Annotated in this window: 13 protein-coding genes; 6 read left to right on the top strand and 7 right to left on the bottom strand. The window is 37.2% G+C overall.

Annotated features, from left to right (window positions below; genetic code table 11):
- The first annotated feature begins 4 nt into the window (after positions 1-4).
- Complete coding sequence (locus J2X31_RS07030; RefSeq protein WP_310025559.1) at positions 5-631, top strand: L-threonylcarbamoyladenylate synthase; 627 nt, start codon at positions 5-7, stop codon at positions 629-631.
- An 80-nt stretch (positions 632-711) separates the two neighbouring features.
- Here J2X31_RS07030 and J2X31_RS07025 read toward each other — a convergent pair whose 3' ends face one another.
- Entirely contained in the window at positions 712-1,110 is a 399-nt protein-coding gene (locus J2X31_RS07025) for a glyoxalase (RefSeq protein ID WP_310025557.1), read from the bottom strand.
- 321 nt (positions 1,111-1,431) lie between these two features.
- Between J2X31_RS07025 and J2X31_RS07020 the strand changes: the two genes are divergently transcribed.
- Positions 1,432-8,436: a beta strand repeat-containing protein gene (locus J2X31_RS07020; RefSeq protein ID WP_310025555.1), complete on the top strand. Its 7,005-nt coding sequence runs from the start codon at positions 1,432-1,434 to the stop codon at positions 8,434-8,436.
- Between the two features lie 185 nt (positions 8,437-8,621).
- Here the strand turns inward: J2X31_RS07020 and J2X31_RS07015 are convergent, their stop codons facing one another.
- From J2X31_RS07015 to J2X31_RS07005, 3 genes are all read right to left on the bottom strand, one after another.
- Entirely contained in the window at positions 8,622-10,241 is a 1,620-nt protein-coding gene (locus tag J2X31_RS07015; RefSeq protein ID WP_310025554.1) for a M1 family metallopeptidase, read from the bottom strand.
- A 1-nt stretch (position 10,242) separates the two neighbouring features.
- Positions 10,243-11,853, bottom strand: coding sequence for a S41 family peptidase (locus J2X31_RS07010; protein ID WP_310025553.1), 1,611 nt, complete (start codon positions 11,851-11,853; stop codon positions 10,243-10,245).
- Positions 11,854-11,983: 130 nt separating this feature from the next.
- Entirely contained in the window at positions 11,984-13,612 is a 1,629-nt protein-coding gene (locus J2X31_RS07005; protein ID WP_310025552.1) for an acyl-CoA carboxylase subunit beta, read from the bottom strand.
- Positions 13,613-13,828: 216 nt separating this feature from the next.
- Between J2X31_RS07005 and J2X31_RS07000 the strand changes: the two genes are divergently transcribed.
- Both J2X31_RS07000 and J2X31_RS06995 read left to right on the top strand, forming a co-directional pair.
- On the top strand, positions 13,829-14,473 hold the full coding sequence (locus J2X31_RS07000) for a DUF47 domain-containing protein (protein ID WP_310025549.1): 645 nt from the start codon (positions 13,829-13,831) through the stop codon (positions 14,471-14,473).
- Positions 14,474-14,503: 30 nt separating this feature from the next.
- Positions 14,504-15,559, top strand: a complete 1,056-nt coding sequence (locus J2X31_RS06995) for an inorganic phosphate transporter (RefSeq protein ID WP_310025547.1) — start codon at positions 14,504-14,506, stop codon at positions 15,557-15,559.
- 67 nt (positions 15,560-15,626) lie between these two features.
- On the opposite strand, the gene lpxD is transcribed toward J2X31_RS06995, so the two are convergent.
- A complete protein-coding gene (gene lpxD / locus J2X31_RS06990; RefSeq protein ID WP_310025546.1) occupies positions 15,627-16,628 on the bottom strand; it encodes a UDP-3-O-(3-hydroxymyristoyl)glucosamine N-acyltransferase in 1,002 nt (333 codons plus the stop codon).
- Positions 16,629-16,790: 162 nt separating this feature from the next.
- Between lpxD and J2X31_RS06985 the strand changes: the two genes are divergently transcribed.
- Entirely contained in the window at positions 16,791-17,693 is a 903-nt protein-coding gene (locus tag J2X31_RS06985; RefSeq protein ID WP_310025545.1) for a phospholipase A, read from the top strand.
- 5 nt (positions 17,694-17,698) lie between these two features.
- Here J2X31_RS06985 and J2X31_RS06980 read toward each other — a convergent pair whose 3' ends face one another.
- A complete protein-coding gene (locus tag J2X31_RS06980) occupies positions 17,699-18,532 on the bottom strand; it encodes an endonuclease/exonuclease/phosphatase family protein (RefSeq protein ID WP_310025544.1) in 834 nt (277 codons plus the stop codon).
- Positions 18,533-18,606: 74 nt separating this feature from the next.
- Positions 18,607-19,705 (bottom strand): peptide chain release factor 2 gene (prfB, locus tag J2X31_RS06975; protein WP_310025543.1). Its coding sequence is split into 2 segments (ribosomal slippage): positions 18,607-19,641 and positions 19,643-19,705, totalling 1,098 coding nucleotides; the frame shifts between segments, so codons are not numbered across the junction.
- Positions 19,706-19,883: 178 nt separating this feature from the next.
- Here prfB and J2X31_RS06970 point away from each other — a divergent pair.
- Complete coding sequence (locus tag J2X31_RS06970) at positions 19,884-20,906, top strand: threonine aldolase family protein (RefSeq protein WP_310025541.1); 1,023 nt, start codon at positions 19,884-19,886, stop codon at positions 20,904-20,906.
- Positions 20,907-21,019 lie beyond the last annotated feature (113 nt).

Below are 21,019 nucleotides of genomic sequence, written 5' to 3'. Positions count from 1 at the left end.
AAAGATGGCCCAGTTTATAAAAATATACGAAGATAAACCCAGCGAATCGGCAATTGCTAAGGTCGTGAAGGTTCTAAAAGATGGCGGTTTGGTGATTTATCCAACAGATACGGTTTATGGTTTAGGTTGCGATATTACAAATTCGAGAGCTTTGGAACGTATTGCAAAAATAAAAGGCATCAAATTGGAAAAGGCAAACTTCTCGTTTGTGTGTTCCGATTTGAGTAACCTTTCGGATTATGTGAAACAGATTGACACGAGTACTTTTAAGTTGTTGAAAAGAGCTTTGCCTGGAGCTTATACTTTTATTTTACCGGGAAATAATAATCTTCCGAAGGAATTCAAGAAGAAAACCACGGTCGGAATTCGTGTTCCAGATAATTCAATAGCGTTGGAAATTGTACGTCAGCTCGGAAATCCAATCGTATCGACATCTATTTATGATGAAGATGATGTGATTGAATATACAACCGATCCGGAGTTGATTTTCGAGAAATGGCAGAACCTTGTAGATTTGGTGATTGATGGCGGATATGGTGATAACCAACCTTCAACCATCATTGATTTATCGGGTCACGAGCCGGTTTTGGTTAGGGAAGGTAAGGGCGATATTACCATTATTGATTTTTAAGCTTTTCCATTTTTAAAATATTGTAGCCACAGATTCACAGATATGATTTTTTTTCTGTGGATCTGTGGCTAATTTTTTATCTAAACCTGCAATTCAAACAACAGCACTTGATTTTTTAATCTTTCTACAAGTAAAGACATCATCCTTTTGTTTAAGGAAGATGAATTTTCGATGTAGCGTGAGTATTCGTCAATCGTAAACAATCCTATCACAATTCCTTTTAATGAATTTCTGAATTTGATGTCACGTTGAATGGAATTTTCGATGAATTGCAATTTTTTTTCTACACTGAAATGATAGAAATCGGTTTTGCTTTTGGCTATATAATTTCTAAAAACATCCAGAAACAAATCATTTTGAAGTTTTAAAATAGGGCGGAGGGTTTCATTTTGAAAAAATTCTTCGGCTGAAGATTGACTGTTGATGGTTCCAAGCATTTCCCCTCTAAATTCTCTGATAAATTGGTCTCTTGTACTCATTTTCTTTTAAAATTACGAAAAAAAAAGTAGCCTGTTTTTTATTCTTATAATAGTTATTAAGAAATTAATTAACCGTTTGTCTAAGTTCAAATCCATTAAGTTCTGTAAATGTTAAAGAAAATAAAATTATCACATTGGTAATGTTTAAAAGTTAAAACTGATTATTCTCTAATATATATTGAGCTTAAAGAGTGTTTTGAACCAATTATATTAAGATATTACAAAAAATTAACACAGATAACTTTTTCAATTTTAGACTTTTTTCTAACTTTAGGTATATAAATTGATTTTTGCCCCACAAAAATCTCAAAAAACCTACTTATGAAAAACATTACCTTTTATCACCTAAGGGCATATATTGCCATAGGTTTATTTTTCCTCTATCATTTTTCTTTTGGCCAGACTTCTTCTGTCTTCAATGATGATTTTTCAACACCAAATGCAACAAATTATACGATTGCAAACGGACCAGTTTCCAGCTCAACGGTTTGGAACATGACAAGAAGTGGTGCCGATTTTGGATCAGCAATTGGTAATGGATTATTATATTTAACCAATGATGGAAGTAGTGGTTCTAATGCCAATGGATGGGTATTAGCATCCACCTCTTCAGCTAATTTCACTTCTCCATATGCAACTACTTTGGCAAATAATCCAGGACCGGTAACCTGGACATTCAATATGCGGCAAAGCAGAACCAATCCAGGCGGATTTATTGCGTCTGCTTTTGGTACTTTTGCTTTCGGAACTGCTTTTATATTAGCCGGTACGAATGGAACAACAAACGTTACAGGAACAGGCTATGCCATAATTTTAGGAAATTCGGGAAGTACCGATCCAATCCGATTGGTAAGGTATAACTCAGGTTTAAGAACTCATACCGTTTTATTATCTTCATCTACTGCGGGATTGACTGATTTTGGAACACAATATTTGAGTATTAGAGTAGTGTATACACCAAGCACAAATACTTGGCAACTTTTTGTCAGAAATGATGGAACTACTGCTTTTGCCGATCCAAATACAGGAACCTTGACTGCTCAATCGAGTGTTGTGAATAACACTTATACCACTACTTCTCTACCATTATTAGGAGGCTATTTCAACGGATCAACAACTGCTGGTCAGACTTCGTTTTTCGATAATGTCCGTGTAACCGTTGGAGTGCCTTTCATCACTTCAATCGCTCCAACTTCGAGGATTGCAGGAACAGGAAGTTTTACTTTGACAGTTAATGGTCAAAATTTTTCGAATTCAAGCATAATACGATGGAACGGAAACAACAGGACTACTACCTATGTTTCTCCCACACAATTAACAACTGTTATTCCAGCATCTGATGTTTTAACCTCCGGAACAGCATCTATCACGGTTGCAAATGGAACTACAATTTCAAACACTCAAATTTTTACAATTGATCCGGCTGGAGTGCCTAATTTGACAACTTCTACCTCAGTGTTAAGTCTCGCCAATTCCGTTATAGGAACTGCTTCGGCATCGTCCTCCTATACAATCAATGGTGCCAGCCTAACTGCAGATCCGGTAATCACAGCTCCAACTAATTTTGAAATTTCATTAAACAATACTAACTTTTTCCCTTCTCTGACACTGCCTAGAACGGGCAATACTATTACAGGACAACCTCTTACAATTTATGTAAGAACAACTTCCTCTGCACCAGTGGGGATTTATAATGTTGTGGTAAATAATACAGCTACTGGAGCTACTACCAAAACCGTAAATGTTACTGCCACGGTTTTAAATGCTCAACCAACAACTTTATCATCGGCAATTAGCTTTTCAGGTATAACTTCTACAAGTTTTACAGCAAATTGGACAAGCGGTAATGGAGCAAGAAGATTGTTACTAGTGCGTCAAGGTAGTGCCGTGAATGCTTTTCCAATTGATGGACAGGGTTACACAGCTTCCGCACAATTTGGTTCAGGATCTGAAATAGGAACTGGGAATTTTGTAGTTTATTCAGGAACAGGAAACAATGCTACGGTTACAGGATTGTCACCCTCAACCAATTATCATGTTTCCGTTGTGGAATATAATGGTAGTGGCGGATTAGAAAATTATACTGCAACAGGTCTTTCAGGAAATACGACCACTTTGGCAACACCAGTCGGATGGCAGATTTATGCCTCCAATACAGTCAATACAATCACTTTCGATGCAACTGTTGATGGAGTCAACAATGATGTTTTTCAAGGAGATGGTGTAGCACCTTTAGCAGAAGTAGGACAATTGAGTTCTCGGGCATGGGCATTTACCGGATTTAGTGATGGAGCTGTTGCTTTTAATGGAACAAGTCCTGAAGACAGCGATTATGATCAGGGAACTTCCACAGGAGGTGTGACTGAAACTGGTTTGTATGCTTTTGAAACCTCTCCAAATAATTTTGCCCTCGGTATTCAATCGGGTTCAGGCGATTTTACTCCCGGAACAATCACTTTGAGATTGCAGAATAGAACAGGAACAACCATGACTTCTCTGAATGTGGGATATAAAGTTTATATCTATAATGATCAAGCTTCTTCAACAAATTTTAATTTGAGCTATTCTGCCAATAATTCAAGCTACACTGCTGCAACAACCCTCAATACAACTTCGCCAACTACAGCAGATGATACGCCTGGTTGGAAAGCCTATTATCGAGTAACTACAATTACTGGAATAAGCATTGCTTCTGGAGGTGACTACTATTTGAGATGGGAAAGTGCCACTGCATCTGGAAGTGCCGAATTTGATGAATTTGCTTTGGATGATATTTCAGTAGTTGCAAATCCAACCTCCATTTTTGTACCGTTTAGTGGTACAGCCGAAAGTTTTGTCTTGAGCGGAAACGCTACACAATCGTCCGATTTGGAAGTGGTTGGAAACATTACCTTCAATGGCGGAAAATTAGGAATCGGCTCTCATACTTTAACTTCAACGGGAACCATAACCAACACCATTGCAGGAGGGATCAGGGGAAGTGCTTCGAGCAATCTTGTCATTAATGGAGCAACAAACAAAACATTAAGCTTTGATCAGACAACCGTTGGAACTACAAATTTGCTGAACAATCTGACCATTTCTACAACAGCTAACAACACTACAACTGTAGGAAATGCTGTTGCCATAAACGGAGCATTGAATATTGCTACAGATCAGACTATGAATATGGGAACCAATGCCTTGACAGGGAGTTTGACAATACCTACCATCAATGGAACACTTCAAACCAGCAACACCAGTGCTGTGCCGTTGCCAACAGGAAAAACCTGGTCAGGAACAGGAACGGTACATTACAATGCTGCTTCTAGTCCACAAACGGTTGTTGCTGGAACCTATAATGCACTAACTGTTTCTTCAACTGGTGGAGCAGTAGCTGGTGGTACTTTGACGGTTAATGGAACGCTAAATCTTCCAACTGCCAATCCTTCTGCAACTTTGGGAAGCCTCTCGATGGGAAGCTTTCAATTGCTGATGGGGGGAAATGCAACTAACACAGGTATTGGAGATGTTACGGGAGATGTTATTCGAAATAACATTGTTTCAAATGTGCTCTATACTTTTGGGCATAAGGATACCTCAATCATTTTTCCAAATATAGGAACATTACCAACCTCAATGGGATTGAGGATTCAAATTGGAGTTGCGGTATCTTGGCGTCCTACACCTATATTAAGAAAATATGATTTCATCCAATCGGGAGGAAGCGGAACAAAGGCCATCATAAAAGCTCATTATTTGGATTCCGAACTAAACGGTAATAATGAAAATGCATTAGTAGATTGGGCTTATATTGTTCCAACAACAACAACATTAGAACAAGGAAGATCCAATTACAATACCACAGAAAATTGGGTAGAATTAACCAACGTGAATGTAGGTGTGTTTTTTCAACCTACATTCGGACAGGTAGAATTAACCCTCGACGAATATGAAGCTGCAACTTTAACCTGGAATGGATCTGTTAGTGATTCTTGGAGTACGGCTGGAAATTGGACACCAAATGCAATCCCTTCCAACATTACTACAATTTATATTCCCGATGCAAGTACAACGCCAAATGATCCGATTATAAACGCTATTACAGCAATTGGGAAGGTAAATATTAACCAAGGTGGAATTCTTTATGCACCCGCTGGTTCAGAATTAACAGTACATGGCGATGGAGGGGCTTGGATCAATAACGGAACATTCACTCCTGCGGCAAATAGCACCGTTGTTTTTATAAATTTGGATGCTACCATTGCTGGCGAAACTACGTTCAACAATCTCACCATAAATTCTGGAGGAGGATTAAGGCCTCTAACGGGAAACATAATGCATATATCGGGAACGTTTTCTCGATTGGGAATATTTACCCCTGGAGCAGTAGAAAATACAGTTGATTTTACAGGAACTGGGCAAACAATTCCACAACTCGTTACAGGTTTGGCTGCTTATAATAACCTTACCATTACAGGATCTGGAGCAATATTGCCAACCCCTTTAGGAATAACAGGTAATTTAACCTTGAACAATACCGTAGATTTTACAGGAAATACAGTTGTGATGAAAGGCCTAATTCCTCAAAGTATTACAGGTACAAGTAGTCCAACTTTTAATAATCTAACGCTGGAAAATACCAGTGGTGATGTTACATTAAATATAAATTCGAATATAAACGGTACACTTACATTGAATTCCGGAAAACTCATCGTTGAAGATAAGATTCTGACACTTGGCGTAAATCCGGTTGCAGGTAGTTTTGATGCTTCAAAAATGATTGCAACAGGAACTACCGGAGAAGTTCGAAGACCTTTTACAGCAACAGGATCCTATTTCTTTCCGATTGGAGAAAACACAAGTCCGGCTTATTCACCAATCGAGGTGAATGTTACTTCAGGATCATTTTCTAGTGCCTACGTGGGTGTTTCGGTTAAGGACGGTATTCACCCAAATAATTCCAGTTTTCAAAATAATCTTTCGAGATACTGGAACGTCAATCAATCGGGAATAACCGATGCAATTGTCTCCATAAATGCAACCTATTTGCCAAGTGATGCTTCCGCAGATGTTTCAACAATTGCAGCAGCACAGCTTTCAGGAGTTTTCAATCAAGATACAAATCCTTGGCTGAAATTTGGTCCGCTTTCAGGAACTACATTAGCTGTTGCAGGAGCGATTTTGCAACCCGGAGTTACATCGGCTTTTACAGGAATTAGGGCTGGGGATTTCACAGTACTATTATCCGGTTATGGAGATTTTTGTGAAGATGACGATGTAACACTTTCTGTTGCTATTTCCGGAGGAGATGCTCCTTACACCTACGAATGGTCTCAAGGTTTAGGAAATATGCCAACTGCAACACCTCCAACAGCTACCGTTGGAACCGAAACCTATTTTGTGATTGTAACGGATGCCAATGGAATTCTGGCAGCCGATCAAGCAGATGTAACTGTTTTGACACCATCACTTGGCGGAAATTTGAGTGCCAGTCAGAACGTTTGCTTAAGAACAGAACCGGGAGAAATCACACTAACCGGACACACAGGAAACATATTGTATTGGCAACGTTCCGAAGATCCAAATTTTATCACAGGAGTTACCAATCTTTCTAATTTTACAGATGTTTTGACGAGCGAAAACGCAGGAATAATTTTAGGAGATACCTATTTCAGGGCGGTAATAAGCAACGGAAATTGTGGCGAGGTATTTTCAGGAACCACAAGTGCCCTTATCCAAACTACAACATGGGACGGCACTTGGACAAATGGCGTTCCCGACGGAACAACCAATGTAATCATTACTGGCGACTTTACTCCATCGGCCGATTTGATTGGCTGTAGTATTGTTGTTGAAAATGGTGCCGATGTTACCATTCCTTCAGGAATCAACTTGACACTTAATGGTGCAGTCATTATCACAGATGGTACTTTTACGGTCGAAGATGATGCAAGCCTTTATCAAACCGACGACTCTTCTGAAAATCAAGGGACTAATTTCACCATGAAAAGATGGACCGAACCGATGTACAGATACGACTTCACTTATTGGTCTTCACCTGTTCGAGGTCAGACCCTGAATGCCTTATCACCAATGACATTGTTTGATAAATATTTTGGATGGAATCCCAATAATCAAAGTTGGACAACTTATCCACAAGGAAATCATATCATGCAAGAAGGGATGGGCTATATCGTGAGGGCTCCACAAAATTATTCTACTAATCCATTGGTGACGATTCCTTTTGAAGGCATTTTTACCGGAACTCCTAATAACGGAATAATAAATGTTCCAGTTATAGGTAATGGTGCATACAATTTGCTCGGAAATCCTTATCCGTCGGCACTTGATGCAGATGAATTCCTGCAACATCCAGCAAATTCAACATTGGAAGGAACGATATATTTATGGACTCACAATACTCCAATAGTTGAAACTGGCAATCAATCGTTCAGTTATTCTACAGATGATTATGCCGTTTACAACCTTTTGGGCGGTGTCGGAACAATGGCGGCACCATCTGAAACAACACCTGATGCATCCAATATACCAAATGGGTTTATCGCTGCCGGACAAGGATTTTTTATAGAAGGGATCACCGACGGAACAGCTACATTTAATAACGATATGCGACTTGGAGGCAATAATAATCAATTCTTCAGAAGTGCGGCACAAACAGAAAAGCATAGATTGTGGTTGAATATAAGCAATACAGAAGGAGGTTTCAAACAACTCTTGATCGGATATGCAACCAATGCCACAGATGGTTTCGACAGGGGTTGGGACGGAACAAATATGGCATCCAGCCTGCTTGATTTTTATTCCTTTGTTGAGGATAAAAAATTATCCATCCAGTCATTTGCTTTGCCTTTTGACATTAATGATGTTGTTCCTGTTGGGTATAAAACAAATGTAGCTGGACTTCATAGCATCAATTTCAACAATGATGATGGCTTTTTTCAAGACCAGAATGTATATATTCACGATAAGGAATTGGAAATTTATCACGACTTGAAAAACAGTAATTATGAATTTACAACCGAGGCTGGAACTTTTGATGAACGTTTTGAAATTGTTTATGTAAATGCAACATTAGGAAATCTAGACCATCAGAACGAAAAACGCATCATCGTTTATGCACTAGAAAAAATAGTATTGGTAAAATCTCCACTAGAAGAAATAGGTACTGTAAAAATCATCGACATGCAGGGTAGGGTTATTCATGTTTTGGAAAACGTCAACAGCCATGAGGCAACTTTAGAACTGGATTTTCCTAATCAAGTTTTGGTTGTTAGGGTTGAAACCACGAATGGATCGGTTTATAATAAGAAAATCATCCACTAATCAAAATCGTTCTTCCAGAGCAGCTATTTCTTTATAAAAAAAGAAGAATATTTTTGCCACAGATTAAAACGGATTACACGGATTATTTAAAATAAATCTGTGTAATCCGTTTTAATCTGTGGTTAATTTCAAAGTAAAGATTAGAATATGGAGTGTTTTGAAACTTGTTCAAACTATTTTTCTAATCAAAGCGACTCATAATGAATGTAAAATTCATCTGTTAGAACTTCTATTTCACTACTCTTTTGAAGCTTTAAATCCAATTTCTTCCAATTATTGGTAGGAAACAAACGTTTTTGTTCTTGCTTGAAAAGCACGTCAACAGGCATTTCAAAATTGGCTACATCTGTTTTCCAGCGGTATTCAAACCCTTTGTCTTTTTTTCGGATTTGAAGAACGGGAATGTTCGAATGATGCAGATATTGATTGAAGACAGGAGCGAAGTTCATCTGGCTTTCGGTATTGAAAAAAGCAATTACCGTTTCGGTATCAATGATTTGATGGCGGTAGTTTTCGGAAAATTTCAAAATTATGCCCCACCATTTTTCATCATCGTTGATAACGTGGCGTAAGGTGTTAAGCAGGAGGGAACCCTTATAATATTTATCAGTTGGGCCTTTATCGTTGACACCGTAGGAACCAATTATTTTTTTTCTATTTTCTACTAGATTCTTTTGTCCGTTGATGTATTCCATGGCTTTATCATAACCATAAAGGCACTCCACAAACACGGTTTCAGAATAGGTTGTAAAGCCTTCGTGTATCCACATATCGGCAATATCCCGTGAGGTAATGCTGTTCCCGAACCATTCGTGTCCGGTTTCATGTATGACAATATAATCAAAAAGCATCCCGATTCCAGTGCCCGAACTGTCGCCTCCAAGATAACCCTTTCGGTATTTATTTCCATAAGATACAGCACTTTGGTGTTCCATACCGAAATAAGGAGTTTCAATTAATTTATAACCATCTTCTGCAAAAGGGTATTTTCCAAATTTAGATTGAAAGCAATCCATCATCGGCTTCACTTCTTCAAAATGATTCTTGGCTTTTTCTTCGTTTCCACGGATGACATAATAGTCCAGATCCAAGTCTTTGTGCTTGTCGTGGAGGTGAACATAATCGCCAATATTAACTGTAATATTATAGTTATTGATAGGATTCTTCACTTCCCAAAGCCAAGAAGTATAACCATTTTTTAATTCCTCACTACGGATGAATCTCCCGTTTGAAACGTTCATCAATCCGTTTGGAACAGCTACTTTAACCGACGCTCCCAAATCGGGTTCATCACTTTGCGAATCTTTTACGGGATACCACAAGCTGGCTCCCGTTCCTTGAACGGCAACACCAATCCATGGCTTTCCGTTTTTATCCTTATTAAAAACAAAACCGCCGTCCCAAGGTGCATCTTGTGCTACTATTGGTTTCCCGGAATAGTAGAAGCGGAGTTTTTTATAGGAATCATCAACCGTCAATGCTTTATCGAAAGTGATGAAAACAGCACCAAATTCTCTTTTGTAATCAAGATTTTTATGCTCAAAGACAATACTATCCACCTGCATGTTCTCAAACAAATCGAGCTGAATAGTATTAGAAGATTTTATGGCTTTGAATGTAATATCATTATATCCAACAATAGAACGTTCTTCAGGATTTATGGTGATATTCAAATCATAACGTTGCACATCAAAACACATTCTTTCAAACGAAAAACCTCCTTGGAGTGAGTCTTTTCTGGTGAAGTTTTGTGCAGAAACATAATGGGTAAGGACTATAGAAGTTATGATGAATATTTTTTTCATGTTAGTTATTGCTTGCTGTTTGACTATTTTTGTTTTTCTTAATATCCTCCAAAACCCAATTCATTTCAGGGTCAATATCTTTAAGTTTATCTTCCAAAGTTGGAGAAATAGCCACATCTGGAAAAATCCCTCTACCTTCAATATTGGTCTTATAATGTGGTGCAACGAGCATCAAACCAACACGGACTTTTAATTTTGAATTTGGTAACTTAATCAAAGGCATTCTTCCTGCAACCGTTCCGTTATAGGTTCCGCCGGTTTCCTCTCCCACGAATGTTGCCCTTTTTGAACCTTGCAGATTGGATGATAAAATGCAAGAAGCAGAGAAGCTTCCGCCATTAATCAGAACATAAATTTTTCCATCAAAAGCTTCTACTTTTTTGTTTCGGGGTTTAGATTCGCTTGTTGCATAGTAATACTTTCCGTCTTCGTCTTTTTTGACCTTAAAAAAAGTATAGCCAACATATAAAGGATAAAAAATTCCTTTTACAACCTGAATTCCAACGCCTCCACCTTTGAAATAATCGCCACTCAAAAGGCTGGTTTTGGTGGCAACTTCAGATTTATCTGCAAAAACCATGGTAGTATCGGTTAGATAGGAATACAAATCGGCAATTTCGCTCAATCTTCCGCCAGGATTGTTCCTTAAATCAATTATCAGGGTTTTGCTTCCGTTCCTTTTGATTTGCTCGAAACTTTCCCTGTAGAAAGTGGAATAATTACCAATTGCAAAAGCATTGATTTTCATGACGGCAACACTGCTATCGGCTTCAATGAATTTTAGATTTCGGTTATATATTTTAGTTTCTTCATTGTATCCGAAAACGCTTTTCTTTCTTTTTTCCGCTTTCTTTTGAACCTTGGTTAGTACAATTTTTTCAACTGGGTTTGGAATTTCAGTTTTAACAGTATCTGCTTTTGCAACCTTGGCAGTATCGCTAGGTTTTCGCCTGATCCAAACCGATTTGATTGAATCATTGTGCTTGAAGTTGTAAAGCAAACTGTCTTTCAGTCCGTTTTCATTGGTGTAAAATCCTCCGAAACCTTTTCCTAATTTGTACTTGTAATACGTTTTATTGAAACCATCCGAAGTAAAGAGGTTTTTATAATCCTTCAATAAATCATCCGTATTTTTGCCATCAATGGCAACAACTTCCGAACCCGCCTTTATTGATTTGTCTTTGGAATTGTTTTTAACGACATACATTTTATCATTAAAAACCTGAAATTCAAATTGTGAAAATGGTCCGGTTCCTTTCTTGATTAGTTCCTTGGTTTCTTTTTTGGTGAATTGTCGAGTATCAGGAAAAACCATCATGTGACCTTGTCGTACTTCATTGACAATTGGAGCTATCTTTTTATAGAAAGCGAAACTGGTCATTGGTTCTGTAATGGTTGTTTTCAAACTATCAAATTTATAATCCAACTTTTCCTTACTTATGTACCAATATAAATTGGGATGCAATCTCTTTAGCTTTTTATAAGTATAATCAACATCTTTTTTTAAATCATTTTCCGATTTAAGTTCGGTTAATTTCCGGTTATGGTTTTCAACCGATGCACAGCTTGTGAGGATTATGGCAAGACAAGAAGCAAAAAAGTATTTTTTCATATTGTAGTGGATTGATACAATTTTAAGGACGTTTGTTTTAATGCAATGGTTGCATCAAAAATAAACAAAAATGGTTTTCAGAATACAATTGTACTTTGAAAACCATTGGTATTGATTTTTTTTTAAAATTTTAAACCTGAATCACACCCAAATTAAATTGCTTTTCAATAGGAGAGTGGTTGGCGGCTTCAATTCCCATAGAAATCCAAGTTCGGGTTTCTAGAGGGTCGATTATCGCATCGGTCCAAAGTCGGGAAGCGGCATAATATGGTGAAACTTGTTCGTCGTATCTTGCTTTTATCTTATCGAAGAGTTCTTTTTCTTTCGCTTCATCAATCACTTCTCCTTTTGCTTTTAGTGAAGAAGCTTCAATTTGAGCCAAAACTTTTGCCGCTTGAGTTCCACCCATAACGGCTAATTCTGCACTTGGCCATGCGAAAATCAATCTTGGATCGTAGGCTTTTCCACACATGGCATAGTTTCCTGCTCCATAAGAATTACCAACAATAACAGTAAATTTCGGTACAACCGAATTAGAAACGGCATTTACCATCTTGGCTCCATCCTTGATGATTCCGCCTTGTTCTGATTTTGAACCCACCATAAATCCGGTTACATCCTGAACAAACACCAAAGGAATTTTCTTTTGGTTGCAATTGGCAATAAAACGTGTCGCCTTATCGGCAGAATCAGAATAGATCACACCACCAAATTGCATTTCACCTTTTTTGGATTTTACAACTTTTCTTTGGTTGGCTACAATTCCAACAGCCCAACCATCGATTCTGGCATAACCTGTAATTATTGTTTGGCCATATCCATCCTTATATGGTTCGAATTCCGAATTATCTACCAATCGATTGATGATTTCCATCATATCATATTGTTCGTTTCGAGCTTTTGGCAAAATTCCAAAGATTTCCTTTTCATCCAAGGCAGGTTTTTCAGCTTTGATTCGACTGAAGCCAGCTTTATTATAATCCCCGATCTTATCAACTATATTTTTAATCTTGTCTAAAGCGTCCTTATCGTCTTTGGCTTTATAATCCGTTACACCGGAAATTTCGCAATGTGTTGTTGCTCCACCAAGTGTTTCATTATCGATGTTTTCGCCAATTGCAGCTTTTACCAAATAGCTTCCGGCAAGGAAAATACTTCCGGTTTTATCTACAATCAAAGCTTCATCGGACATAATTGGCAGATATGCTCCACCGGCAACACAGCTTCCCATAACGGCTGCAATCTGGGTGATTCCCATACTGCTCATTATGGCGTTGTTTCTAAATATTCTCCCGAAATGTTCCTTGTCTGGGAAGATTTCATCTTGCAAAGGCAAATAAACTCCGGCACTATCTACCAAATAAATAATAGGAAGGCGGTTTTCCATTGCAATTTCTTGGGCTCGAAGATTCTTTTTCCCTGTAATAGGGAACCAAGCTCCGGCTTTTACAGTTGCGTCATTTGCAACTACAACACATTGCTTTCCTTTTATATATCCAATCTTGATTACAACTCCTCCAGATGGACAACCACCATGTTCGGCATACATCCCTTCACCAACAAAAGCTCCGATTTCAATGCTTTTACTGTTTTTGTCAAGCAAATAATCAATACGTTCACGGGCTGTCATCTTGCCTTCGGCATGCAATTTTTCGATTCTTTTGTCGCCTCCGCCTAATTTTACTTTTGCAAATTTCTGCTTTAAATCAGAGAGTAATAGCCTGTTATGATCTTCGTTTTTATTGAAGTTAATGTCCATATAGATTTTTATAATAGTTGAAATGTGTTATAAATACTTAATTTTATTAGATAATTTTAGGAATGCTAAAATACGAAAACGTTTGAAATATAAAAGTATTCAAAGAAGGAGTTATAAATGTTAATTTATTTAGTGTCGTAACTAGTAATTGATATTAACTTAATGTTAGCTTAACATTGAAAGGATACCTTTGCCCCGTAAAAAAAAACTAAATTTATGTCTTTAAACAGCATTTTCCAGTATTTTGTTCCGAAAGATAAAAAATTCTTTCCCTTGTTTGAACAAGCTACGAGTAATTTAATTTTGATGGCAACGGCTTTGCACGAAGTGGTTAACCTTCCATTGGAGCAAAGAAATGAACTTTTTCAAAAAATTGAAGAATTAGAACAAATTGGAGAAGACATTGCAAGACAAACAAACCTTGAATTAAGTAGTAACTTCATTACTCCTTTTGACAGGGAAGATATTTATTCTTTGAGTACGGCAATCGATAATATTGCTGGAAATATTCACGGAGCGGCAAGCAGAATGAAATTATACCACGTTGATAAGATTACAAAATCAATCCGAAAATTGACTGAAATCAATCTTGAAGCTTGCCAAAATATTGATATTGCTGTAAAAGAATTGCGTAATTTCAAGAAAATAAAAAACATTACGGATGCTTGTGCAAGAATCAACAAGTTAGAGAACAAATCGGATACGGTTTATGATAAGGCGGTTGCAGATATTTTTGAAAATGAAACGGATGCAAAAACCATCATCAAATACAAAGAAGTACTTTCAGTATTGGAAACGGCAGCAGATAAATGTAAAAGTGCAGCCAATGTTTTAGAATCCATCGCTGTAAAACACTCTTAAAACAATCAATTTCATCTTGAAATTATTTTTATGACGCTACTTATCATCATTATAGTACTTGCTCTGATTTTTGATTACATTAATGGTTTTCACGACGCTGCAAACTCTATAGCAACAATTGTTGCAACAAAAGTACTAACGCCTTTTCAAGCTGTTGTTTGGGCTGCATTCTTTAACTTCCTTGCTTATTTTATTTCAAAATATTGGATCGGGGAATTTAAAATTGGTAACACGATTGCAAAATCGGTTAACGAAAATTTTATTACGCTGGAAGTTATTCTTGCAGGTTTGATTGCAGCAATCGCTTGGAATTTGGCAACTTGGAAATTAGGAATTCCTTCATCATCATCACATACTTTACTAGGAGGTTTCATGGGAGCTGCATTGGCTCATGCTGGAGCTTTGGCAGTAAATGGAGTAGATGTTGTGAATTATGTAAAAGTAATTCCAACAATTGCCTTTATATTTTTGGCACCTTTAATAGGTATGACCATTGCCTATTTCCTTACGATATTGATTATGAATATATGCCGAAAGGCCAATCCGAGTAGGGCTGATAAATGGTTTAAAAGATTGCAATTGGTTTCTTCTGCCTTGTTCAGTTTAGGACACGGAGCGAATGATGCTCAAAAAGTTATGGGTATTATTGGTGCTGCAGTAATCTATTATCACTTGAAAATTGATATGGATCCTAATTATATCAACTCTCCAGATACCTTTAAATATTTTGTAAACGATTATGCCTGGGTTCCTTTTGTGAGTTTCACAGTAATTGGTTTGGGGACAATGAGTGGTGGTTGGAAAATTGTGAAAACAATGGGAACAAAAATCACTAAAGTAACGTCTCTTGAAGGTGTAAGTGCCGAAACTGCTGGTGCAATGACGTTATATTTATCAGAGCATTTTGGTATTCCAGTTTCAACAACACATACCATTACAGGAAGTATTATTGGGGTTGGGGTTACAAAACGTGTTTCTGCAGTTCGTTGGGGTGTTACCGTTAGCTTGTTATGGGCTTGGATTTTAACCATTCCTGTTTCTGCTATAATTGCAGCGTTAGTTTATTATATCATCAGTTTATTCTAAAAATTAAAATTATATAGTCATAAAAAAATCCGTTAGAAATAACGGATTTTTTTTATGACTATATGTTTTATTTATTACAAGATTCTCTCACCAATCTTTTCAAAATAGCCCATTGTTTCAAGGCATCTCTGGCTTCAATTGCGGGATAGCCTAACATTGTTTTTCCTGCCGCAATATCTCCTGTTACACCAGAACCAGCTCCAACAATTGCTCCATCGCCAATAGTGGTATGGTCTTTTATAGAAGCACTTCCGCCAATGATAACGCCATTTCCTAGTGTTACTGACCCTGCAAGACCACTGTTTCCAGCCATTATACAAAACTTGCCCAATCGGCTATTATGGCCAATTTGAACCAAATTATCAATCTTACAGCCATCTCCTAAAACAGTCGAACTGAATTTTCCTCTATCAACACACGAATTGGCTCCAATTTCAACACCATTACCGATTATTACATTTCCAATTTGCGGAATCTTGACCAATCCTCTTTCTGCACAAGGCCTAAAACCAAAACCATCGGCTCCAATTGTTGCATTTGGATGCAGGATGCAATCGTTTCCAATATGGCATCTTTCTCTAACTACAGTTCCCGACCAAATTGTAGTCCTGTTTCCAATTGTGCATTCATCCAAGATGGTAACATTCGGATAAATTGTAGTATTATCTCCGATGATGACATTCGGACCAATATAGCATCCCGCACCAATTCTAGAACCGTTTCCGATTTTTGCAGTCAAATCAATAACTGCATTTGGATGAATATCAGTGTGGAAAATAGGTGGAGCAGGAGCAAACAATTCAAGTACTTGCGACATTGCCAAATCGGCATTTTTTACTTTTATAAAAGCTCTGTTTTCTCCAGGTTCAATCGAAATATCTTGGTTTACTATAGCACAACATGCCTGCGAAGTTTCCCAAAGCTTTTCGTATTTTTTATTTCCAATAAATGAAATCTCATTATTCTTCGCCATTTCCAGCTGTTCGGGCGAATTGATTTCTTGGGTAGTATTTCCAACAAGTTCGCCTTTGAGCGTTTCGTTAATTTCCTGAATGGTAAATGATTTCATATTTTATTGATTGTTTTTTTATTTTTTATCAAATAAAGCATAATAGTATTGTATTTCCAAATTAAATAGCTGGCTTTGTATTAAATTCTTGTTATTTACTGAAATGTTTTCTGAAAAATCCTACTGAAAATGATACATTTGTTGAAAACCCCTAATTTTAATATGAATCTTATAAAAACAAGCCTCTTGTTATTGTTTTTTCCAATAGTCGCAAATGCACAAAATCAAGCTTTAATTACTGATAAGGTCAAGCTTCGAACAATGTCCGAGAGATGGGAGTTGGACACCACATCCGTTCGTGGTACTTTTTTGGTAACACCTTACAAGCCACTTTTTGTTTTGCCTATAAGATGGTCGTCACTTCCTAACGAACAACCTTATTCTGGAAACGGAAATCCAGATTATGTTGCCGAACCCGGAACGAATTACAACAATATCGAAGCCAAGTTTCAATTGAGTTTCAAGACCAAAGTATTGCAAAGTGTTTTATGGGGAAGAGCTGATTTATGGGTAGCATATACTCAAAAATCACATTGGCAATTGTATAATAATTCGCTGTCGAGGCCTTTCAGGGAAATCAATTATGAACCTGAAATCATCTTGAATTTTCCGATGAATTTTAATTTTTTTGGTATTCAAGCACGAATGTTTGGAGTAGCTTTTAATCATGAATCAAATGGAAAAAGCCTACCATTTTCAAGGAGTTGGAACCGTATTATCTTTCATGCAGGTTTTGAAAGTGGCGACTGGAGTTTTTACGTCAGACCTTGGTTGCGATTGAGATCGACCAAGGACGACAATCCCGATATTTCCAAATACATCGGTAGAGGCGATTTGAATGTGATTTATACCAAAAACGGAAATGTATTTTCTTTTATTGGAAGTCACAATCTACATTTTGATACTACTCTTCGAGGAAGTGGAACATTTTCATGGTCGTATCCAATTCAAGGAAACTTAAAAGGATATTTGCAAATTTCCCACGGTTTTGGTGAAACCCTAATTGATTATAACAATGTCCAGACTACAATTGGAGTAGGGGTTTCGCTGATAGAATGGCTTTAAATATTCTATTTCTTAAACATAATTTCAGCATAAACAGGCAAATGATCCGATGGATATTTGCAATCTTTTGAATCACTCAAAACCGCATGTTTCAATACTTCAATATTGTTTTTGCTTGTAAAAATAAAATCAATCAGCAAATTTACAGGCTTGTGAAATTCAAAATTATTAAAAGTTCCTAAAGGTCCAAAAGAAGGACTTTTGCTTATACTTTGAGTATCATTCAATTGATTTGAAAGATACTTATAGGCTTCACTATCCTTTTCACTATTAAAATCTCCTGTTATTATAAAGGGAAGTTTTTCCTTGTTGATGGCATTAATATTTTCAATAATAAGCTTTGCACTATTGGTTCTTGCCACAACACCAACGTGGTCAAAATGGGTATTAAAAAGATAAAACCTTTGCTTGGTTTTGATGTCTTCAAAAAGTCCATAAGTGCAGATTCTTTCAAACATGGCATCCCAGCCTTTTGAAACTTTTTCTGGAGTTTCAGATAACCAAAAAGTAGCTTCTTTGATTAATCTTAATTTTTTATGATTATAAAAAACAGCACTGAATTCACCTTGATTAGCCGAATTGTCTCTTCCAATTCCGATGTATTTGTAATCAACTAAAGAGCTGTCCAAATACTGCAATTGATGCAATTTTCCTTCTTGAATACCAAAAACATCAGGTGCATAAAATTGTATTTGCTTGCTCAAGAAATCCTTTCGCAAATCCCATTTGTTTTCGCCGTCATTTGGATTGTCAAAACGAATATTATAGGAAATCACTTTTAAATCCTGAGCATTTACTTGGATAATAAACAGAAACAACAGAAACTTTATAATTTTCATAAGATGATTTTAGTGGTATAAAAATAGGCTAAAAAGCAAAAACCTACAAATCAAAGAAATGTAGGTTTTAAAATTTATTCTTCCTCTTGTTGTCCCATCATCATCAGATAGGATTTCAAAAACTCGTCAATATCGCCGTCCATAACACCTTCAACATTACTTGTTTCGTGTCCTGTTCGAACGTCTTTGACCAATTTATAAGGATGCATCACATAATTTCGGATTTGTGATCCCCATTCGATTTTCATTTTTCCAGCTTCGATATCAGCACGTTGGGCCATTTGCTTTTTGAGCTCGATCTCATACAATTGCGAACGTAACATCTGCATCGCTCGTTGACGGTTGTCTTGCTGAGAACGCGTTTCAGAACATTGCACCTGGATTCCAGTTGGCTTATGAAACAATTGCACCTTGGTTTCCACCTTGTTTACATTTTGCCCACCAGCACCACTCGAACGCGATGTAATGATTTCAATATCAGCTGGATTGATGTCGATTTCAATCGTGTCATCCACCAAAGGATAGATGTAAACGGATGCAAACGAAGTATGGCGTTTTCCGTTACTGTCAAAAGGCGAAATTCGCACCAAACGATGCACCCCATTATCGCCTTTCAAATATCCGAAAGAATAATCGCCTTCAAATTCCAGCGTTACGGTTTTGATTCCGGCAACATCGCCTTCCTGAAAGTTCAATTCCTTGATTTTGTAACCATTTTTTTCGCCCCACATCATGTACATTCGCATCAGCATCGAAGCCCAATCGCAACTTTCCGTTCCGCCAGCTCCAGCCGTGATTTGCAAAACCGCACTCAAAGAATCGCCTTCATCCGAAAGCATATTCTTGAATTCGATGTTTTCTATGTGCAAATTGGTTGCATTATATTGTTCATCCAATTCTTCGGCTGTCAATTCGCCTTCACGATAGAATTCGTAGGCAATTTGCAACTCGTCTGTCATCGAGACTGCTTTATTGTAATCTTCGACCCATTTCTTTTTGGAACGTAGCACTTTAACGAAAGCTTCGGCCTCTTTTGGATTGTTCCAAAAATCGGGAGCGAGGGTTTTTTCTTCCTCGTTCGTAATTTCTATGAGCTTTTTATCGACGTCAAAGATACCTCCTCAACGCACCAAGGCGCTCCACAATACCTTTAATTTGTTCGGTAGTTGTCATAAATTAATGTAATTTTGCGATACTTTTTTTAAGGAGCTAATCCCGCTATCCGTTGCAATCTTTTTGTCTCGTTAAAAAAACGAGACAAAAAGGATTTCCACTACTATCGGGCTAGGCGATCCTGCAAAAAAGAAGTATCCGTTTTAGATTCACAAAAATAAGATATCCTTTTGATATTATGGAAATAAATTTAGTTAGTGACACCGTTACCAAACCAACACAGGAAATGCTTCGCTATATGTTTCAGGCTCAAGTGGGTGACGATGTTTACAAACAAGACCCAACGGTAAATGCACTCGAAAGTATGGTGGCTTCGATTTTCGGAATGGAATCGGCAATGTTTTTTCCGTCGGGAACTATGGCCAATCAAACGGCTATAAAATTGCATACACAGCCTGGTGAACAACTGATTGCCGATAAATGGTCACACATTTTTAATTATGAAGGAGGCGGAGTTTCATTCAACAGCGGTGTTTCTTGTTGTTTGCTCAATGGCGATCGCGGAATGATTACAGCCGAACAAGTGGCTGGAGCGATCAACAATCCAGAATTTTACCACAGTCCGTTGACGAGTTTGGTTTGTGTAGAAAACACCACAAACAAAGGTGGAGGAGCCTGTTATGATTTTGAAGAATTCAAGCGTATCCGTAAAGTTTGTGACGATAATGGGTTGAAATTTCATTTAGATGGAGCTAGGATTTGGAATGCTTTAGTGCATAAAAAAGAAAATCCTAACGAATATGGAAAAGTTTTCGATACCATTTCAGTTTGCTTGTCAAAAGGTTTGGGGGCTCCAATTGGTTCAGTTCTGATTTCGGATAAGGCAACAATTGATAGAGCATTCAGAGTTAGAAAAATATTTGGTGGCGGAATGCGACAAGCTGGATATTTGGCGGCAGCCGGAATTTATGCTTTGCAAAATAACATCAATCGACTAGTTGACGATCATAGACGTGCAAAGGAGTTGGGTGTAGTTTTGCAAAAATTACCCTGGGTTGAAAAAGTAGAACCTGTTGAGACCAATATCTTGATTTTTTCTTTGAAAGCAGGAGTGAGCGAACAACTTTTGATCGAGAAATTAAAACAAAAAAGTATCTACATCAGCTCGATGGGACACGGAAAATTAAGAATCGTAACACATCTGGATTATAAGGAAGTGATGCATACCTATGTTATTGAAGCATTGCAGAAATTGACATAGTTAAAAATTTATTTGTTGATAAATAAACATTTAAAACTCAAATTGAACAAATAAAAAACATCAATTTATTAAATTTAATAAAATATTATAAGTAATATTGTAGGAAACCCTAA

It is taken from the genome of Flavobacterium arsenatis (assembly GCF_031456785.1).
Taxonomy (GTDB): domain Bacteria; phylum Bacteroidota; class Bacteroidia; order Flavobacteriales; family Flavobacteriaceae; genus Flavobacterium; species Flavobacterium arsenatis.
Note: the sequence above shows the minus strand (reverse complement) of the source record. Positions and strands in the feature narration are given on the sequence as shown.